The organism is Brevundimonas halotolerans (assembly GCF_003730275.1).
GTDB lineage: Bacteria > Pseudomonadota > Alphaproteobacteria > Caulobacterales > Caulobacteraceae > Brevundimonas > Brevundimonas halotolerans.
Window position 1 is genome coordinate 316955 of the sequence record NZ_QTTA01000010.1, and the last position, 15016, is coordinate 331970.

The 15016-nt window shown below is 67.5% G+C and carries 15 protein-coding genes; 4 read left to right on the plus strand and 11 right to left on the minus strand.

Annotated elements, in window-relative coordinates; genetic code table 11:
- Window positions 1-46: 46 nt before the first annotated feature.
- Complete coding sequence (locus EG854_RS05000; protein WP_123286614.1) at window positions 47-442, minus strand: type II toxin-antitoxin system death-on-curing family toxin; 396 nt, start codon at window positions 440-442, stop codon at window positions 47-49.
- Complete coding sequence (locus EG854_RS05005; protein WP_123286615.1) at window positions 439-666, minus strand: AbrB/MazE/SpoVT family DNA-binding domain-containing protein; 228 nt, start codon at window positions 664-666, stop codon at window positions 439-441. Before EG854_RS05005 ends, EG854_RS05000 begins: the two co-directional genes overlap by 4 nt.
- 80 nt (window positions 667-746) lie before the next feature.
- Here EG854_RS05005 and rnhA point away from each other — a divergent pair, with 80 nt between their 5' ends.
- Entirely contained in the window at window positions 747-1196 is a 450-nt protein-coding gene (gene rnhA / locus EG854_RS05010) for a ribonuclease HI (RefSeq protein ID WP_123286616.1), read from the plus strand.
- Window positions 1197-1205: 9 nt separating this feature from the next.
- On the opposite strand, the gene hutI is transcribed toward rnhA, so the two are convergent.
- Both hutI and EG854_RS05020 read right to left on the minus strand, forming a co-directional pair.
- On the minus strand, window positions 1206-2411 hold the full coding sequence (gene hutI / locus EG854_RS05015) for an imidazolonepropionase (protein WP_123286617.1): 1206 nt from the start codon (window positions 2409-2411) through the stop codon (window positions 1206-1208).
- Window positions 2408-3301: an arginase family protein gene (locus EG854_RS05020; RefSeq protein ID WP_123286618.1), complete on the minus strand. Its 894-nt coding sequence runs from the start codon at window positions 3299-3301 to the stop codon at window positions 2408-2410. The genes hutI and EG854_RS05020 overlap by 4 nt, the downstream gene beginning before the upstream one ends.
- Window positions 3302-3325: 24 nt before the next feature.
- Here EG854_RS05020 and hutU point away from each other — a divergent pair, with 24 nt between their 5' ends.
- The 3 genes from hutU to hutH are packed head-to-tail and all read left to right on the plus strand — an operon-like array spanning window position 3326 to window position 7429.
- Window positions 3326-4996, plus strand: a complete 1671-nt coding sequence (gene hutU / locus EG854_RS05025) for a urocanate hydratase (protein WP_123286619.1) — start codon at window positions 3326-3328, stop codon at window positions 4994-4996.
- A gap of 37 nt (window positions 4997-5033) precedes the next feature.
- Window positions 5034-5906, plus strand: a complete 873-nt coding sequence (locus EG854_RS05030) for a bile acid:sodium symporter family protein (protein ID WP_123286620.1) — start codon at window positions 5034-5036, stop codon at window positions 5904-5906.
- Window positions 5903-7429: a histidine ammonia-lyase gene (gene hutH, locus EG854_RS05035; protein ID WP_123286621.1), complete on the plus strand. Its 1527-nt coding sequence runs from the start codon at window positions 5903-5905 to the stop codon at window positions 7427-7429. Before EG854_RS05030 ends, hutH begins: the two co-directional genes overlap by 4 nt.
- On the opposite strand, the gene EG854_RS05040 is transcribed toward hutH, so the two are convergent.
- From EG854_RS05040 to ntrX, 7 genes are all read right to left on the minus strand, one after another.
- Window positions 7426-8193, minus strand: coding sequence for a hypothetical protein (locus EG854_RS05040; RefSeq protein WP_123286622.1), 768 nt, complete (start codon window positions 8191-8193; stop codon window positions 7426-7428). The genes hutH and EG854_RS05040 overlap by 4 nt on opposite strands.
- A 50-nt stretch (window positions 8194-8243) precedes the next feature.
- Entirely contained in the window at window positions 8244-9008 is a 765-nt protein-coding gene (locus tag EG854_RS05045) for a hypothetical protein (RefSeq protein ID WP_123286623.1), read from the minus strand.
- Window positions 9009-9760: 752 nt separating this feature from the next.
- Window positions 9761-10900, minus strand: a complete 1140-nt coding sequence (locus EG854_RS05050) for a GNAT family N-acetyltransferase (RefSeq protein ID WP_123286624.1) — start codon at window positions 10898-10900, stop codon at window positions 9761-9763.
- A 69-nt stretch (window positions 10901-10969) separates the two neighbouring features.
- Window positions 10970-12286: a GTPase HflX gene (gene hflX, locus EG854_RS05055; protein WP_123286625.1), complete on the minus strand. Its 1317-nt coding sequence runs from the start codon at window positions 12284-12286 to the stop codon at window positions 10970-10972.
- Between the two features lie 91 nt (window positions 12287-12377).
- The gene (hfq, locus tag EG854_RS05060; protein ID WP_123286626.1) at window positions 12378-12620 is read right to left on the minus strand and encodes an RNA chaperone Hfq; all 243 of its coding nucleotides are present in this window, start codon (window positions 12618-12620) and stop codon (window positions 12378-12380) included.
- Between the two features lie 118 nt (window positions 12621-12738).
- Window positions 12739-13602, minus strand: a complete 864-nt coding sequence (locus EG854_RS05065) for a D-amino-acid transaminase (protein ID WP_123286627.1) — start codon at window positions 13600-13602, stop codon at window positions 12739-12741.
- A complete protein-coding gene (ntrX, locus tag EG854_RS05070; RefSeq protein WP_123286628.1) occupies window positions 13602-15014 on the minus strand; it encodes a nitrogen assimilation response regulator NtrX in 1413 nt (470 codons plus the stop codon). Before ntrX ends, EG854_RS05065 begins: the two co-directional genes overlap by 1 nt.
- Between the last annotated feature and the right edge of the window lie 2 nt (window positions 15015-15016).

Sequence of the window (15016 nt, forward strand, 5' to 3'; positions counted from 1 at the left end):
ATCACACCCCATATAGGCCTTGTAATGGCCATGCGCCAAGCGCCGGTTAGGTCTTGCTGCTGTTTGCCCTGATCCACCGAGCCAATGGATCAATGTCGATCTGCCCCGCCGCCACCGCCCGCATGGTCAGGGTGGCGTCCACGCTATCCGCCTGTAGAGGCTGCCCATTCAGTGCCAGAAACAGCAGTAGCGCCTGATAGGCCGCGCGTTTGTTGCCATCGATAAATGGATGATTGGAGGCAATGCCCACGGCATAGGTCCCGGCAAGCACCGAAAGATCAGTTACCTGTTGATACAGGAACCGATTGATTGGCCGCTGCAGAGCAGACTCAAGCAGCCCCTCATCGCGTATCCCGGCAGGGCCGCCATGAAGCGCGAGAGTGCGGTCATGCAAGGAAACCAGAGCTTCCCTGCGAATCCAGACCGGCTCGCGGGCTGTCATTTTGCCAGGGCGCGGAAGACGTCTCGATTCTGATCCATCAGTTGCTCTCCCAGTTCAATCTGGCGCCGGACCTCGTCATCATATGCCGTGACACGCATCGACCCATCCGGCCCCTTGGTCAGATACAGGGTGTCGCCCTTGGTCACACCGAGCTCGTTCAAGGCCTCTTTGGGAAAGACGGCACCGACCGAATTGCCGACCTGGGTCAGTTTGATTGCGATCATCACTGGTCTCCTTGCGCGCCTCCTGTATAACAGATGTTATAACGTCTTACGAGCCCCCTGCCCTTTTGAGCCCTCCCCCTGTGTCAGACCTCTCCCATGTCATCATCCACACTGACGGCGCCTGTCGCGGCAATCCGGGGCCGGGGGGCTGGGGTGCGATCCTGCAGACCGGGGCTGGCCATGTGCGCGAGTTGAAGGGGGGCGAACCCCACACCACCAACAACCGCATGGAGATGACGGCTGCCATCATGGCGCTGGAGGCCCTGAAACGGCCCTGCCGCGTCGATCTGCACACCGACAGCCGCTATGTGATGGACGGCATCACCAAATGGATCAGCGCGTGGAAATCCCGTGGCTGGAAGACAGCCGACAAGAAGCCGGTCAAGAACGAGGACCTGTGGCGCCGTCTGGACGAGGCCCGGGCGCGTCATCAGGTGAAGTGGCACTGGGTCAAGGGTCACGCAGGCCATGAGCTGAACGAGCGGGCGGATACCCTCGCCAATGAGGGCATCGACGGCCTTAAAGCCTAGGGCAGGCGCTCAGCAGCCGCCGACATACCGGCGGTTGAGCAGCGGCTTGCCGAGCCAGTAGGACAGTTCTGCGGGGCGGGTCACATCCCAGACCGCCAGATCGGCGGCCTTGCCGACCGCCAGCGTGCCGACCTGATCGGCGATGCCGAGGGCCTGGGCGGCGTGGCGGGTGGCTCCCGCAAGCGCCTCCTCTGGCGTCAGGCGGAACTTCATACAGGCCAGCGCCATGGCCAGCGTTATGGAGGCCAGCGGTGAGGTGCCGGGATTGCAGTCGGTCGCCACCGCCATGGGGACGCCCGCGTCGCGGAAGGCCTGCACCGGCGGCAGTTGCGTCTCGTCCAGCATGACGAAGGCGCCGGGCAGCAGGACGGCGATGACACCGGCCTTGGCCATGGCGGCCACGCCGTCATCTGAAATGTATTCGACGTGGTCGGCGGACAGGGCCTGATACCGCGCGGCCAGCGCGGCCCCTCCCCCGTCGCTGAGCTGGTCGGTGTGCAGCTTGACCGGCAGGCCCAGCTGTCGCGCCTTGTCGAACAGCCGCGCGACCTCCTCGGTCGTGAAGGCGATCGGCTCCAGATAGGCGTCGACCGCATCGACCAGCCCCTCGGCTTGGGCGGCGGGCAGGATCTGATCGACCATCAGATCGACATAGGCCGCACGCTGGTCGGCGAACTCGGGCGGGATGGCGTGCAGGCCGAGGAAGGTGGTCCGGACGCGGACCCCGCTGGCCCACTCCAGCCCCTTGGCCACACGAAGCATGCGCAGCTCGGTTTCGGCATTCAGCCCGTAGCCGGACTTGATTTCGACGGTCGTGACGCCGCTGTCGGTCAGGGCGTTCAGTCGATCCAGCGCGCTATCCGTCAGTTCGGCATCAGTCGCAGCGCGTGTGGCGCGGACGGTCGAGGCGATGCCGCCCCCCTCTCGGGCGATCTGGGTGTAGGGCACGCCGGTCAGGCGGCGCTCATACTCGCCCGAGCGGTCGCCGCCGAATACCAGATGGGTGTGGCAGTCGATCAGGCCGGGCGTGACCCAGCGGCCGTCCAGCCGGTCGACCTCGGTGGCCTGATGGTCGGGCAGATCCGCCCGCGTGCCGATCCAGACGATGCGTCCGTCCCGGATCAGGATGGCGCCGTCCTCGATCGCGCCGTAGGGCTCGCCGCCGGGGACCATGGTGGCGAGGCGGCAGTCGGTGATCAGCCGATCGACCTTCATCGGGTCTCGAACCCGGCCAGCAGTTCGCAGAACCAGCGGCCTGCGGTCAGCGATCCCAGATCGCCGACTTCAAGCGACGGATCGTACTCGGTCAGATCGACAGCGCGGACCTTGGGACAGGCGCCGATCACCCGCGTGGCCTCGAAGAAGGCATGGACGCCGACTCCGCCCGGGCGGGCGCCGGGGCTCGCGGGCCACTGGCTGCGGTCGATCACGTCGATGTCGACATCGACATAGATGCGGTCCACCCGCGCGCTCAGGCGCTCCAGTTCTTGGAACACGACCTCGGCAAAACCCGTCCGGTGACACTCGCCCGCCGTGCGTACCGAAATGCCGGCCGCCTTCGCCTTGTCGTGGGCCCGCTTGGTATTGGCGAAGGGGGCAAGGCCGATCTGGCTGATCAGGGCGCCGTCCATGCCGTCGTCCAGCAGGGCCTGGACCGGATTGCCATTGGTCAGGCCCTGATCGGTGTCGCGCAGGTCGAAATGGGCATCGAGCGTCAGCAGACCCGTGCCCTTGAGGCCGAGGCCGTGCAGACCCGGGCGGGTGACGGCATTGTTGCCGCCGATGATGACGGTCAGACGCCGCCCGGACTGGGCCGCGACGGCATCGCGCAAGGGCTGGAAGGCGGCCTCGGGGGCCAGCGCCTTGAGCGCCACATCGCCGGCATCGTGGACCCGCGTCTCCAGCGAGCGGCCCGTCTCGACGTCATAGGTGGAAAAGCGCGGCAGGACGGCGCGGAAGGCGCGCGGGCCCAGGTCGCACCGGCCGGGTGTCAGCGAGCGTTCGCCCAGGGGCGCCCCGATCAGGGCCACCGCCGCGTCCGGATGATCGCCGATCATGTCCGCAACCGAGCGCCAGCCCAGGGCCTCTGAGTCTTCCATCGTCATGGAGGGGAACGTAGAGACGGGATCATGACGACTCAACCGATCTCGAACACCCGCATCATTCGCAGCCCGCGCGGTCCGGAAAAGACCGCCGCCACCTGGGCCGCCGAAGCCGCCAAACGCATGCTGATGAACAACCTCGACCCCGAGGTTGCCGAGCGTCCGCAGGATCTGGTCGTCTATGGCGGGATCGGCAAGGCGGCGCGCGACTGGGCGTCCTTCGACAGGATCGTCGAGACCCTGGATGCCTTGGCCCCGGACGAGACCCTGCTGGTGCAATCGGGCAAGCCGGTCGGGGTGTTCCGCACCCATGCCGATGCGCCACGCGTGCTGATCGCCAACTCCAATCTGGTGCCGAAATGGGCGACCTGGGAGCATTTTGACGCGCTCGATCGCAAGGGGCTGATGATGTACGGCCAGATGACGGCCGGGTCGTGGATCTACATCGGCACCCAGGGCATCGTTCAGGGGACCTATGAGACCTTCATGGAGGCTGGCCGGCAGCACTATGGCGGCGACTGGTCCGGCAAGTGGATCCTGACTGCCGGGCTGGGGGGCATGGGCGGCGCCCAGCCGCTGGCGGCGACCATGGCGGGGGCGTCGTGCCTCGCCGTCGAATGCCAGGCCAGCCGGATCGAGATGCGGCTGAAAACCCGCTACCTCGACGTCATGGCCGAGGATCTGGAGGACGCCCTGGCGAAGATCGAGGCGGCGAACGCAAGCGGCCGGCCGATCTCGGTGGGCCTGCTGGGCAATGCGGCGGAGGTCCTGCCCGAACTGGTGCGGCGGGAGGTGCGCCCCGATCTGGTCACCGACCAGACCAGCGCCCACGATCTGGTCAACGGCTATCTGCCGAAGGGCTGGACGGTGGCCGAATGGGAAGACAGGCGCCAATCCGATCCGGAGGCGGTCCGGACCGCAGCCAAGGCCTCCATCGTCGACCATGTGAAGGCCATGCTGGACTTCCAGCGGATGGGGATTCCGACCACCGATTACGGCAACAACATCCGGCAGGTGGCGCTGGACGAAGGGGTCGAGGACGCCTTTGCCTTCCCCGGCTTTGTGCCCGCCTATATTCGTCCGCTGTTCTGCCGGGGCATCGGGCCGTTCCGTTGGGCGGCGCTGTCGGGCGATCCGGAAGACATCTTCAAGACCGACCGGGCGATGAAGCGGCTGTTCCCGGACAATGCCGGCCTGCACCGCTGGCTGGACATGGCGGGCGAGCGCATCGCGTTTCAGGGCCTGCCGGCGCGGATCTGCTGGATCGGGCTGGGCGACCGGCACCGGGCGGGCCTGATGTTCAACGATATGGTGGCCTCGGGCGAGCTGAAGGCCCCCGTCGTGATCGGGCGCGATCATCTGGACTCGGGCTCGGTCGCCAGTCCCAACCGCGAGACCGAGGCCATGCTGGACGGCTCGGATGCCGTGTCGGACTGGCCGCTGCTGAACGCCCTGCTGAACACGGCCTCGGGCGCCAGCTGGGTGTCGCTGCACCACGGCGGCGGGGTCGGCATGGGCTATTCCCAGCATTCGGGCGTCGTGATCGTCGCCGACGGCACGCCGGAAGCGGCGAAGCGTCTGGAGCGGGTGCTGTGGAACGACCCGGCCACGGGCGTCATGCGCCACGCGGATGCCGGCTACGACATCGCGAAAGACGCCGCCCGCGAGAACGGGCTGCATCTGCCAAGCCTGCGCTGACCTGACCCCGACGACCTTCGCCCCCTGAGGACCCCGCATGGAATTCGCCGCCGTCGCCCTGCCTCTCGCCCTCGGGATCATCATGTTCGGCCTCGGGCTGGACCTGACACCCGCCGACTTTGCCCGCGTGGCGAAACAGCCGAAGGCCGCCGCCGTGGCCCTCGCCTGTCAGTTGCTGTTGCTTCCGGCGATCTGCTTTGGGCTGGTGCTGCTGTTCCGGCTGCCGCCGATCCTCGCGGTCGGGATGATGCTGCTGGCGGCCTCGCCCGGCGGCACGACAGCCAACCTCTACAGCCACCTGTTCCGGGGCGATGTGGCGCTGAACATCTCGCTGACCGCGATCAATTCCGTCATCGCCGTCGTCACCCTGCCGATCCTCACCAATCTGGCGATTGCGTATTTCCAACCGGGCGACCTCAGCGTGGGCCTTCAGTTCCGCAAGACGCTGGAGGTCTTCCTTATCGTCCTCGTTCCTGTGGCGCTGGGCATGACCGTGCGCAGGCTGAGCCCCGGGTTCGCTTCGGCCATGGACAAGCCCGTCCGTATCGCCTCGGTGGCTATCCTCGTGCTGGTCATCGCCGGATCGGTGGCGAGCAGTTTCGATCTGCTGGCCGCCAACTTCCTGCTGCTGGGGGGCATCTCGACCGTCTTCTGCTTGCTCAGCCTGACGGTCGGCTATGTCGTGCCGCGCCTGATGAAGATCGAGAAACCCCGGGCGGTGGCCAGCGCCTTTGAGGTCGGGATTCACAACGCCACCCTCGCCATCGTCATTGCCCAGGGCGTGCTCGGCCGGCCGGATATGTCGTTGCCGGCGGCCGTGTACGGCGTGCTGATGTTCCCGATCGCGGCCCTGTTCGGGCTGTGGGTGAGTCGACGAGGTCCCGCACGGGAGGATAAGGGGAGCGCATGACCCTGACCCTCGGACAATCCCCCCTGACGCTCGCCCAGCTTCGCGCCGTGCTGGATGGCCCTGTGCGTCTGTCGCTGACCGATGCGGCGTGGAAGGCGGTAGACCGGGGTGCAGCGACGGTGGCCGCCATCGTGGCCGATGGCCGCACGGTGTACGGCGTGAACACGGGGTTTGGTCTGCTGGCCAACACCTCGATCAAGCCGGAGGATCTGGAGACGCTGCAGCGCAATCTGGTGCTGAGCCATGCCTGTGGGGTGGGTCCCGATCTGGAAGACCGGGTCGTGCGGCTGATGATGGTGCTGAAGGTCGCCAGCCTGTCGCGCGGGGCCTCGGGCATCCGGCGCGAGACGCTGGAGATGCTGATCGCCCTGCTGGACGCCGAGGTTCTGCCCTGTGTGCCGTCCAAGGGATCGGTCGGAGCATCGGGCGATCTGGCCCCGCTGGCGCATATGAGCTGCCTGTTGCTGGGGGTCGGTGAGGCCCGGGTGAAGGGCGAGCGGATGGCCGCCACCGAGGCCTTGGCAACCGCGGGGCTTGAGCCCCTGACGCTGGGGCCCAAGGAGGGCCTGGCTCTGCTGAACGGCACCCAGTGTTCGACGGCGCTGGCCCTGACCGGTCTGTTCGCGACCGAAGACGCCTTTGCTGCCGCCCTGGTGGCGGGAGCGATGTCGGTCGACGCGCTGAAGGGGTCGGACGCGCCGTTCGATGCCCGCATCCACGCCCTGCGCGGCCAGCCGGGGCAGATTGCGGTAGCCGAGACCCTGCGCGATCTGATGGCGGGGTCGGCGATCCGCGACAGCCACCGGACGGATTGCTCCAAGGTGCAGGACCCCTATTCGCTGCGCTGTCAGCCGCAGGTGATGGGGGCGATCCTGGACCTGATGCGGTCGTCTGCGACGGTACTGGAATGCGAGGCCAATGCGGTGACCGACAATCCGCTGGTATTCGTCGAGGAGGGCGACGTCATCTCGGGCGGGAACTTCCACGCCGAGCCGGTGGCCTTTGCCGCCGACCAGCTGGCCATGGCCCTGTGCGAGATCGGCAATCTGTCCGAGCGCCGGACCTCGATTCTGGTCGACCCCAAGATGAGCGGCCTGCCCGCCTTTCTGGTGCGGGAGTCGGGCCTGAATTCGGGCTTCATGATCGCCCAGGTGACGGCGGCGGCTCTGGTGGCCGAGAACCGCATGGTGGCTCATCCGGCCAGTGTCGACACCGTGCCGACCAGCGCCAATCAGGAGGACCATGTGTCGATGGCGACGCATGGGGCGCGACGCCTGCTGGACATGGCGCAGAATACGGCGACCGTGGTCGGGATCGAGCTGCTGGCGGGGGCCCAGGGTCTGGACTTCCACCGCCCGCTCACGTCGTCGCCTGCGCTGGAGCGGGCCTGGGCGATCGTGCGGGAAGCCGCGCCGGAATATGCGTCCGACCACTATTTCGCGCCCGACATCGCGCGGGCGACCGACGGAGTGACCGCCGGTCGCTATCGCGACTTCGTGCCGGGCCTGTTGCCCTCGGCCTAAAGGCCGGAGGCGCCGAGGCAGGCGGCGCGGGTGGGCACCGGCGGCAGCTGGGCCATGGCGTCGGGATCCTGAATGAGCCCGGCCGCCAGCTCGGCGATCTCGTTGTTCACATCGTCCGAGGACTTGCCGAGGGCCGCGCCGGACTGTTCGGCATTCGTCAGCAGGGTGTAGTTGTCCGAGAGGAGCTTCTGCAGCTCTGCATCACTCATTTCCTGCTGCATCAGCTCGATCATGCCGAGGGTGCCGAAGGCCGCGCAGGTCAGGTCGAAGTCATAGCGGTCGTCCGCCTCTCGCGGCCGGGTCAGATTCGGGACCTGGGCGGCTGACGTGGTGGTGCCGCGCTCCGTGACGATCAGGCGGTAGGCGCCGGTCGCGCCTGCCGCGTAGCTGTTGGCGAGGATGAAATAGTCGCCGCCCGAAGAGGTGAAGATCAGGCGCGAATTGGTGTTGTCCTCGCTGATGTCGTCATTGGTCTGCTCCACCGGCGGCTGGCAGGCCCGACCTGGCCCCATGCCGATGAAGGTGTCAAAGTCGCTGGACGTCAGATCAATGGCATAGGACTGCCCCGCACGGGTCGAGACGATGTAGCAGTCATAGCTGCTGCCATCGACCTCCATGACGGGATCGCTGGCGCTCAGCGTGCCTCTGACCGGCTCGCCGAGGCGGATCGCGGTCTGGGCCGAGGCCGTCGTCGAGACGGCCAGGGCCGCCATCAGGGCCGTCGCGGCCACAGCGCCCGTGCGGGCCAGAATTTTCAGGGACATGAAACGAACTCCGGTCGGGGCTACAGCCCCCGTTGAAAGAGGACAGCAGATCAGCGGAAGCGGGTCACCGGTGTGAAGCCATTGGCCCGGTCGCAGTCCGCGAGGGCGGTCAGATAGTCCGAGACCTGCTGCGGCAGATCATCGATGAAGCCGTTGAGCGTGCTGAGCACAAAGGCACTGGACATGAAGTCAGCGCTGCCTTCCTGGGCCGGGGAGAGGCGCGACGAGACCCGACGATTGCGTTCGGCATAGTCGATCGAGCTGACATTGCCGTAGCGGGTCAGATACTGGCGCAGTTCCGGCATGGCACGATAGGCGCCGGCGCAGACGTAGGGGTCCGTGCCCCACTCGTTCTCGACGACCGGCAGGGCATCCATCGACCCCTGCGCCGTCTCGGACTCCACGACACCGGCGGTGACCTTGACCCAGTAGTTGCCCCCCTCGCCCGCGTTGAAGGCATTGGCGCGGATGAGCAGGCGCGGCTCGTTGAAGGTGCCGCTTACCCGGGCATTGGTGTTGTCGCCGCTGTCGTCATCGGCGGCGAGCGCGGTCATATTGTCCCCGCAGTCCCGGCCCGTGCCGACTACCAGAAAGGTATCGAAGAAGCCGCTCATCAGGTCGATGGTGATCGGCTGACCATTGGTCTCGACCACCCAGCACTCATAGGAACTGCCGTCCGCCAGTTTGGGCGACTGGGCATTGAGGGTTGAGCCGGACTGTTCGCCGACGGCGATCCGGGTCTGGGCCGAGGCGGTGCCGGCGGCGGCGACAAGCGCGAGGCCAACGGCCGTGGCGGTAACGAAGCGTGCGAGCATGGGAGTCCCTCCAGATGTGTGCGGCACCCTAGACCCGAAGCTGCAGCAAGGCTTCTGACAGAGTCTGACGTGACGCGGGTTGGCGACGAGAGCGGGAACGCCAAAGCCCCTCTCGCCCGGGGGGCAGAGGCTATGGAGAGGCGGGCGGCGCATGGGCCGGGGGCCCGGAACCGTATGCTCCCGTGCTTTCGCCGTCAGGGAGCGTGTGTGATTTTCGGCCCCGTAGCCTGGCGCCGCCCCGGTCGGTTCACGCGAGCGCCTGGGGGGACTGTCTCTTCCGCCGGGGGTCGGGCACCCGGATGCTTGTGCGCCCGACTTCGCCTGTCCCGGTTCGACAGCATATCCCAGTCTCTCGGCCCGCGACGGGCGAGGCGTCCAGAAACGCCCCGGACCCCGGGGTTTCGCCCCGGGCAGTCCCGCTCGACCGGCCCCCGCCGCCGCTTCAGTGCCTGGGTCCCGAGGCGCCTCTCCTGCGACGGAGACGGGCAGAGGGTGGCACACCGCTGCACCTGGTCGGGAAGAACGGTACGAGAAACGGTGGGGGCGTTGAAAGGGTTGGGAAATTTGCGGGCGGCTATCGCACTATCTGTCTCCTCCCTAGCAAAGCTGGAGAGGTGGATCGGATGCGAAGCAGCCGAGACGGAGGGGCTCTTGAGGGCGTGCCTGTGGTGGAGAACCCCTCCACCGCCCCGCGGTCCCTCTCCCCATCATGGTGGGGAGGAGACGGAAAAACTTCCCTCGCAGGAAGCCGCTCAGCCCTCGATCGGGCCGGAGGGGGACAGCCGGCGGGGGATGGCGCGCATGGCGTGGACGAGGGCGAGGGCGCGGCCGGCGGGGGTGGGGTCGATGGCGGCGATGTGGTCGAGGCGGCGGCGCACCTTGGCCAGCGGGGCATCGGCGCCCGAAGCCCAGGCGGTCGAGCCGAGGGTCATCAGGCCCCTGCCCTTCCCCTCGACCAGGGTGAGGCCGACGCCGACCTGTTTGCGGATCGAGGCCCAAGGCTGTTTGTAATGGTCGTGGCCGGGTCCGAGGTCATAGGTCGTGATTCCCAGCCGGGGCATCGCGCGGATGGCCTGATCGAGGAAGGCGTTGCCCGGCGACACATGCGCCAGCGCCGGATTGGTCGAGGCGATCCACGGGTGATAGGTGCCCCCGCCGAACACGCCGAAATGGCCGCCGACGAGGGTGTCGCCCGCGTGCAGGGTCAGCATGAGGCCGCGGAAATGGGGCGTGTCCGCCTCGAACAGGTCTGACATCAGGGCGCGCACCCAGAGCGGGCGCAGAACGTCCTGAAGCCCGGTGCGCTCGAACTGCTCGGACTTCCACGACAGCAGGGCGTCGAGGTCGTCACGGGACTGGCTCTGGTCAAAGCGCAGGGGGCCAAGCTCGGCGAGGCGGTTGGACAGCCGTCGCCAGTTCTTGAACTTCTTGGGGCTGACGGCGCGCATGGACTCGAGGTGGGCCTCGGGACCGTCGGGCGTCTCGATGGCAAAAGCGTCCGGCCCGGTACCGACCGGCGGGAACAGGCCATAGGGATCGACCAGACCGATGTGTCGGAAGGCGCCGATGCCCGCCAAGGTCAGGGCCTGCGGGCCATCCATGCCGGGCGCAGGCCCGGTGATGAGAGCGTGATAGTCGGAAAAGGGGGCGCCCAGCGGGCGGGCAAAGCCGCCGGGACGCCGGTGCAGGCCGAGGAAGCCGACGATCTCGTCTCCCCGGCGATAGGTAACGACCTCGGCATCGTCGCGGACCCGCCCGATGGCGCGGGCGAAGTCCGGCCCCATCAGCGGATTGGCAAAGGCCGTCTGCTGTCCCTGAAAGGCACGCCAGACGTCGGCTTCCCGGTCGGGAAGGTCCGTCGCGGGACGGCGGGTGGCGATGATCTGTGCCATTGCGGGAGGCTTTCAGGGCAAACGGTGGACGCTGGCCCGCCCCCTGCAAGACCCTGACCGAAAGCCGGCTCAGTTCAGAGCGAACAGCCGCTGGTACCGACCGAGAGCGGGCTCGGAGAGGCGCACGCTGATCTCGAGGCGGCCGTCGGCGTCTTCGGTGCGGGCGGTGATGCGGCCGTGCTCATAGAGCCAGGCGAGGGCCTCGCCGTCCTGGGGTTCGAGCGTCAGGTGGATTTCGGGGTCGGTATCGATGCGTTCGGCGATGGCCTGACGCAGGGCCTCAAGCCCCTCGCCCGTCAGGGCCGAGACGGCGACCGCGCCCTCGGTCCGGGCGCGGGTGACCATGGCGGCGTGGGTCTCGGGGTCGAGGCGGTCGATCTTGTTCCAGACCTCGAGGGTGCGGACCTGAAGCGAGGCCTCTTCCTCGCCCTCTGCGGGGGCGATGCGGGCCAGAACCTCTTCGACGTCCTTGGCCTCGGCGTCCGTCTCGGGGCTGGAGATGTCGCGGACGTGCAGGATCAGATCGGCTTCGGCCACCTCCTCAAGCGTGGCGCGGAAGCTCTCGACCAGTTCGTGCGGCAGGTCGGAAATGAAGCCCACGGTGTCGGCGATCAGGGCCGACCGCCCCTGCGGCAGGCGGATCATGCGCTGGGTCGGGTCGAGGGTGGCAAACAGCAGGTCCTTTGCCACCACCTCGGCCCCGGTCAGGTGGTTGAACAGGGTCGACTTGCCCGCATTGGTGTAGCCGACCAGGGCGACGGTCGGGAACGGCACCTTCTTGCGCGCGGTGCGGTGCAGTCCCCGGGTGCGACGGACGTCCTGGAGGTCGGTCCTGAGCTTGACGATGCGGTCGGCGATCAGGCGGCGGTCCAGCTCGATCTGGGTTTCGCCGGGACCGCCGGTCGAGCCCGTGCCGCCGCGCTGGCGCTCCAGGTGGGTCCAGGTACGGACGAGGCGCGAGCGTTCATATTCCAGCCGGGCCAGTTCGACCTGCAGCCGGCCCTCGCGGGTGCGGGCCCGCCGGCCGAAGATCTCGAGGATCAGACCGGTGCGGTCGATGACCTTGGCCTCCCACGCCTTTTCCAGATTGCGCTGCTGGACCGGTGTCAGGGCGTCGTCGATGACCACCACCTCGGCCTCGGCGGCGCGCACGAGAGCCGCCATCTCGTCGACCTTGCCCGAGCCGAACAGGGTGGCGGGCGTGGTGCGGCGAAGGGCGATGACCTCCTGGCCCCGGACGTGGAGGTCCAGCGCCTGGGCCAGGCCCACGGCCTCGTCCAGCCGATCCTGCGGACGGCGGCCCCCTGCCCGGCCGGCCGACCGGTCAGGGTGGAGAACAAGCGCCCGAACGGGCGGAGCGGTATGGTCGATCAGCAGTGAGGACACGCAGGTTCCGGGCTTTGAATGGATGAAAGCGTCCCGTCCGCGAACGCACGGACAGGACCACAGGCTCCCTCAGCACTCCGGACCGGACGGATCAGTCCTGATCTTCCGGCTCGCGCAGGTCGACCGGAGCCGAGGGCATGATGGTGGAGATGGCGTGCTTGTAGACCAATTGCGACTGGCCATCGCGACGCAGCAGCACGCAGAAATTGTCGAACCAGGTGACGATGCCCTGCAGCTTGACGCCGTTGACGAGGAAGATGGTCAGCGGGGTCTTGGTCTTGCGGACCGTGTTGAGGAAGGTGTCCTGAAGGTTCTGACGCTTGTCTTGCGACATGGCAGGTTGATCCTGTTCTTGCTTGTTGTCCGGCAAGGGGGAGCCGCCGGAGCCGCGATGTGCCGCGACGATGTGACCTTAGTCACCGCCATGCGCCACGGCAACCGCAACTGCCCTGTCAGACGGCGTTGTCGCGGGCGGCGTCGAGATAGGCTTCGCGGAGGCGGCGGGTGACGAGGCCGGGCTTGCCGGTTCCGATCTTTGTGCCATCGATGGATATGGCGGGCAGGACGAAGGCGCCGGCGGCGGTGAAGAAGGCCTCCTGGGCCGCCTTTGCCTCCTCGACGGTGAAGGCGCGTTCCTCGAACGGAATGCCCTCGTCCTTGATGATCTGCATCAGGGTCGAGCGGGTGCAGCCGCGCAGGATGTTGGCCTGGGTATCGCGGGTGCGCAGGACGCCGTCGGCATCGATGATCCAGGCATTGGTCGAGGTGCCCTCGGTGACCAGACCCAGCTCGTCGACCAGCCAGCATTCATAGGCGCCGACCTCGCGCGCAGCCTGTTTGGCCAGCACATTGGGCAACAGGCCGACGGTCTTGATGTCGCAACGGCCCCAGCGCAGGTCGGGGCGGGTGACGACGGCCACGCCCTTTTTTGCTGTGGCCTCGGCCTTGACCTGATCGACGCGGCGCGAGGTGACGATGACGCTGGGCGGGGTGTCTGCGGACGGAAACGGATGGTCGCGGCGGGCCGTGCCGCGCGTGATCTGCAGATAGACGATGCCGTCGTCTACGCGATTGCGGCGGATGGTTTCCTTGAGGACGATGGTCAGGGCCTGGGGCGTCATCGGCATGCGGATACGCAGTTCCGACAGGCTGCGCTGCAGGCGGGTCATATGGCCCTCGAAGTCGGCCAGCCGACCGTCGAATACGGACCAGACCTCATAGACACCGTCGGCGAACTGGAAGCCCCGGTCCTCGATATGGACGACCGCCCCGGTGTGGGGCAGGTACTGGCCGTTGACGTAGGCGATGCGGGACATCAGGCGTCGCTCGCCTCGATCTCGTCGTCGCCACCGCGCGCGGGGGAGACGCCCAGAGACTTGAGCTTGCGGTGCAGGGCCGAGCGCTCCATGCCGATGAAGCCCGCCGTGCGCGAGATATTGCCGCCGAAGCGCATGATCTGGGCGGCCAGATATTCGCGCTCGAACACCTCACGGGCCTCGCGCAGCGGCAGGGCGATGATGCGCTCATTGCCCATCGACAGGGTGGCGTTGTCCGACGGGCCGTCCTGGGGAAGCATGTCGGCGGTGATCGGCTCGGATGGGTCGCCGGTGGCGAGGATCAGCAGGCGCTCGATGTTGTTGCGCAGCTGGCGGACGTTGCCGGGCCAGGGGTTGACCTGCATGACCGCGACCGCGTCGTCGCCGATGCGCCGGCGGGGCAGACCCTGGGAGATGCAGATGCTCTCGGTGAAATGCTCGATCATTTCGGCGATGTCCTCGCGGCGCTCGGTCAGGGGCGGAACGCGGATCGGCACGACGGCGAGGCGGTGGAACAGGTCCTCGCGGAAGCGGCCCTCCTCGATCTCCTGCTTCAGGTCACGTGAGGAGGAGGTGATGACGCGGACATCGACCTGGACGTCCTGCTCGCCGCCGACGCGACGGAAGCGCTGCTCGACCAGCACCCGCAGGATGCGGCTCTGGCTCTCGCGGGGCATGTCGGCGACCTCGTCGAGGTAGAGGGTGCCGTTGTGGGCGCGCTCGAACACACCGATCTTGCTGGGGCGGCCGTCGACGCCCTCCTCCCCGAACAGTTCGAGGTCGAGACGTTCGGGCGTCATGCCGGCGGCGGCGATGGCCACGAACTCGGACCGGCCGCGCGGGCTGGCCTCATGGATCTGGCGGGCCACCAGCTCCTTGCCGGAACCGGGCGGGCCTGAGATCAGCACGCGGCTGTTGGCGGGGGCGACCTTGGAGATGGTGTTGCGCAGGGCGACCGCGGCGGCCGACTTGCCGATGATGCCGGTCGGCGTCATGGCCTGGGCGCGCAGCTGGCGATTTTCGCGCTTGAGCGAGGCGGCCTCGAGCGCGCGCTGGATGACCACCACCAGCCGGTCGGACTTGAACGGCTTTTCGATGAAGTCATAGGCGCCGCGCTGCAGGGCGCTGACGGCGGTTTCGATATTGCCGTGACCCGAGATCATGACGACCGGCAGGTCGGGGTCGATGGTGCGGATGATGTCGAGCAACTCCAGCCCGTCGATGCCGCCCCCCTGCATCCAGATGTCCAGCAGGGCCAGCGACGGCTTGCGCGCGCGAATGGCAGCGAGGGCCTCGTCAGAATTAGAGGCGGTGCGGATCGAATGCCCCTCATCTTCGAGCAGGCCGGCGACCAGGTCGCGGATGTCGGCCTCGTCGTCGACGACCAGTATGTCGGCTCCGTTGCTTTTCATGA

Excerpts from the sequence above, each read along its gene's own strand:
- EG854_RS05000 (WP_123286614.1), bottom strand. The coding sequence starts at position 442 with ATGACAGCCCGCGAGCCGGTCTGGATTCGCAGGGAAGCTCTGGTTTCC.
- EG854_RS05065 (WP_123286627.1), bottom strand. The coding sequence starts at position 13,602 with ATGTCCCGCATCGCCTACGTCAACGGCCAGTACCTGCCCCACACCGGG.
- EG854_RS05030 (WP_123286620.1), top strand. The coding sequence starts at position 5,034 with ATGGAATTCGCCGCCGTCGCCCTGCCTCTCGCCCTCGGGATCATCATG.
- ntrX (WP_123286628.1), bottom strand. The coding sequence starts at position 15,014 with ATGAAAAGCAACGGAGCCGACATACTGGTCGTCGACGACGAGGCCGAC.
- hfq (WP_123286626.1), bottom strand. The coding sequence starts at position 12,620 with ATGTCGCAAGACAAGCGTCAGAACCTTCAGGACACCTTCCTCAACACG.
- EG854_RS05040 (WP_123286622.1), bottom strand. The coding sequence starts at position 8,193 with ATGTCCCTGAAAATTCTGGCCCGCACGGGCGCTGTGGCCGCGACGGCC.
- EG854_RS05020 (WP_123286618.1), bottom strand. The coding sequence starts at position 3,301 with ATGACGATGGAAGACTCAGAGGCCCTGGGCTGGCGCTCGGTTGCGGAC.
- hutU (WP_123286619.1), top strand. The coding sequence starts at position 3,326 with ATGACGACTCAACCGATCTCGAACACCCGCATCATTCGCAGCCCGCGC.
- EG854_RS05050 (WP_123286624.1), bottom strand. The coding sequence starts at position 10,900 with ATGGCACAGATCATCGCCACCCGCCGTCCCGCGACGGACCTTCCCGAC.
- hutI (WP_123286617.1), bottom strand. The coding sequence starts at position 2,411 with ATGAAGGTCGATCGGCTGATCACCGACTGCCGCCTCGCCACCATGGTC.
- hutH (WP_123286621.1), top strand. The coding sequence starts at position 5,903 with ATGACCCTGACCCTCGGACAATCCCCCCTGACGCTCGCCCAGCTTCGC.
- EG854_RS05045 (WP_123286623.1), bottom strand. The coding sequence starts at position 9,008 with ATGCTCGCACGCTTCGTTACCGCCACGGCCGTTGGCCTCGCGCTTGTC.
- EG854_RS05005 (WP_123286615.1), bottom strand. The coding sequence starts at position 666 with ATGATCGCAATCAAACTGACCCAGGTCGGCAATTCGGTCGGTGCCGTC.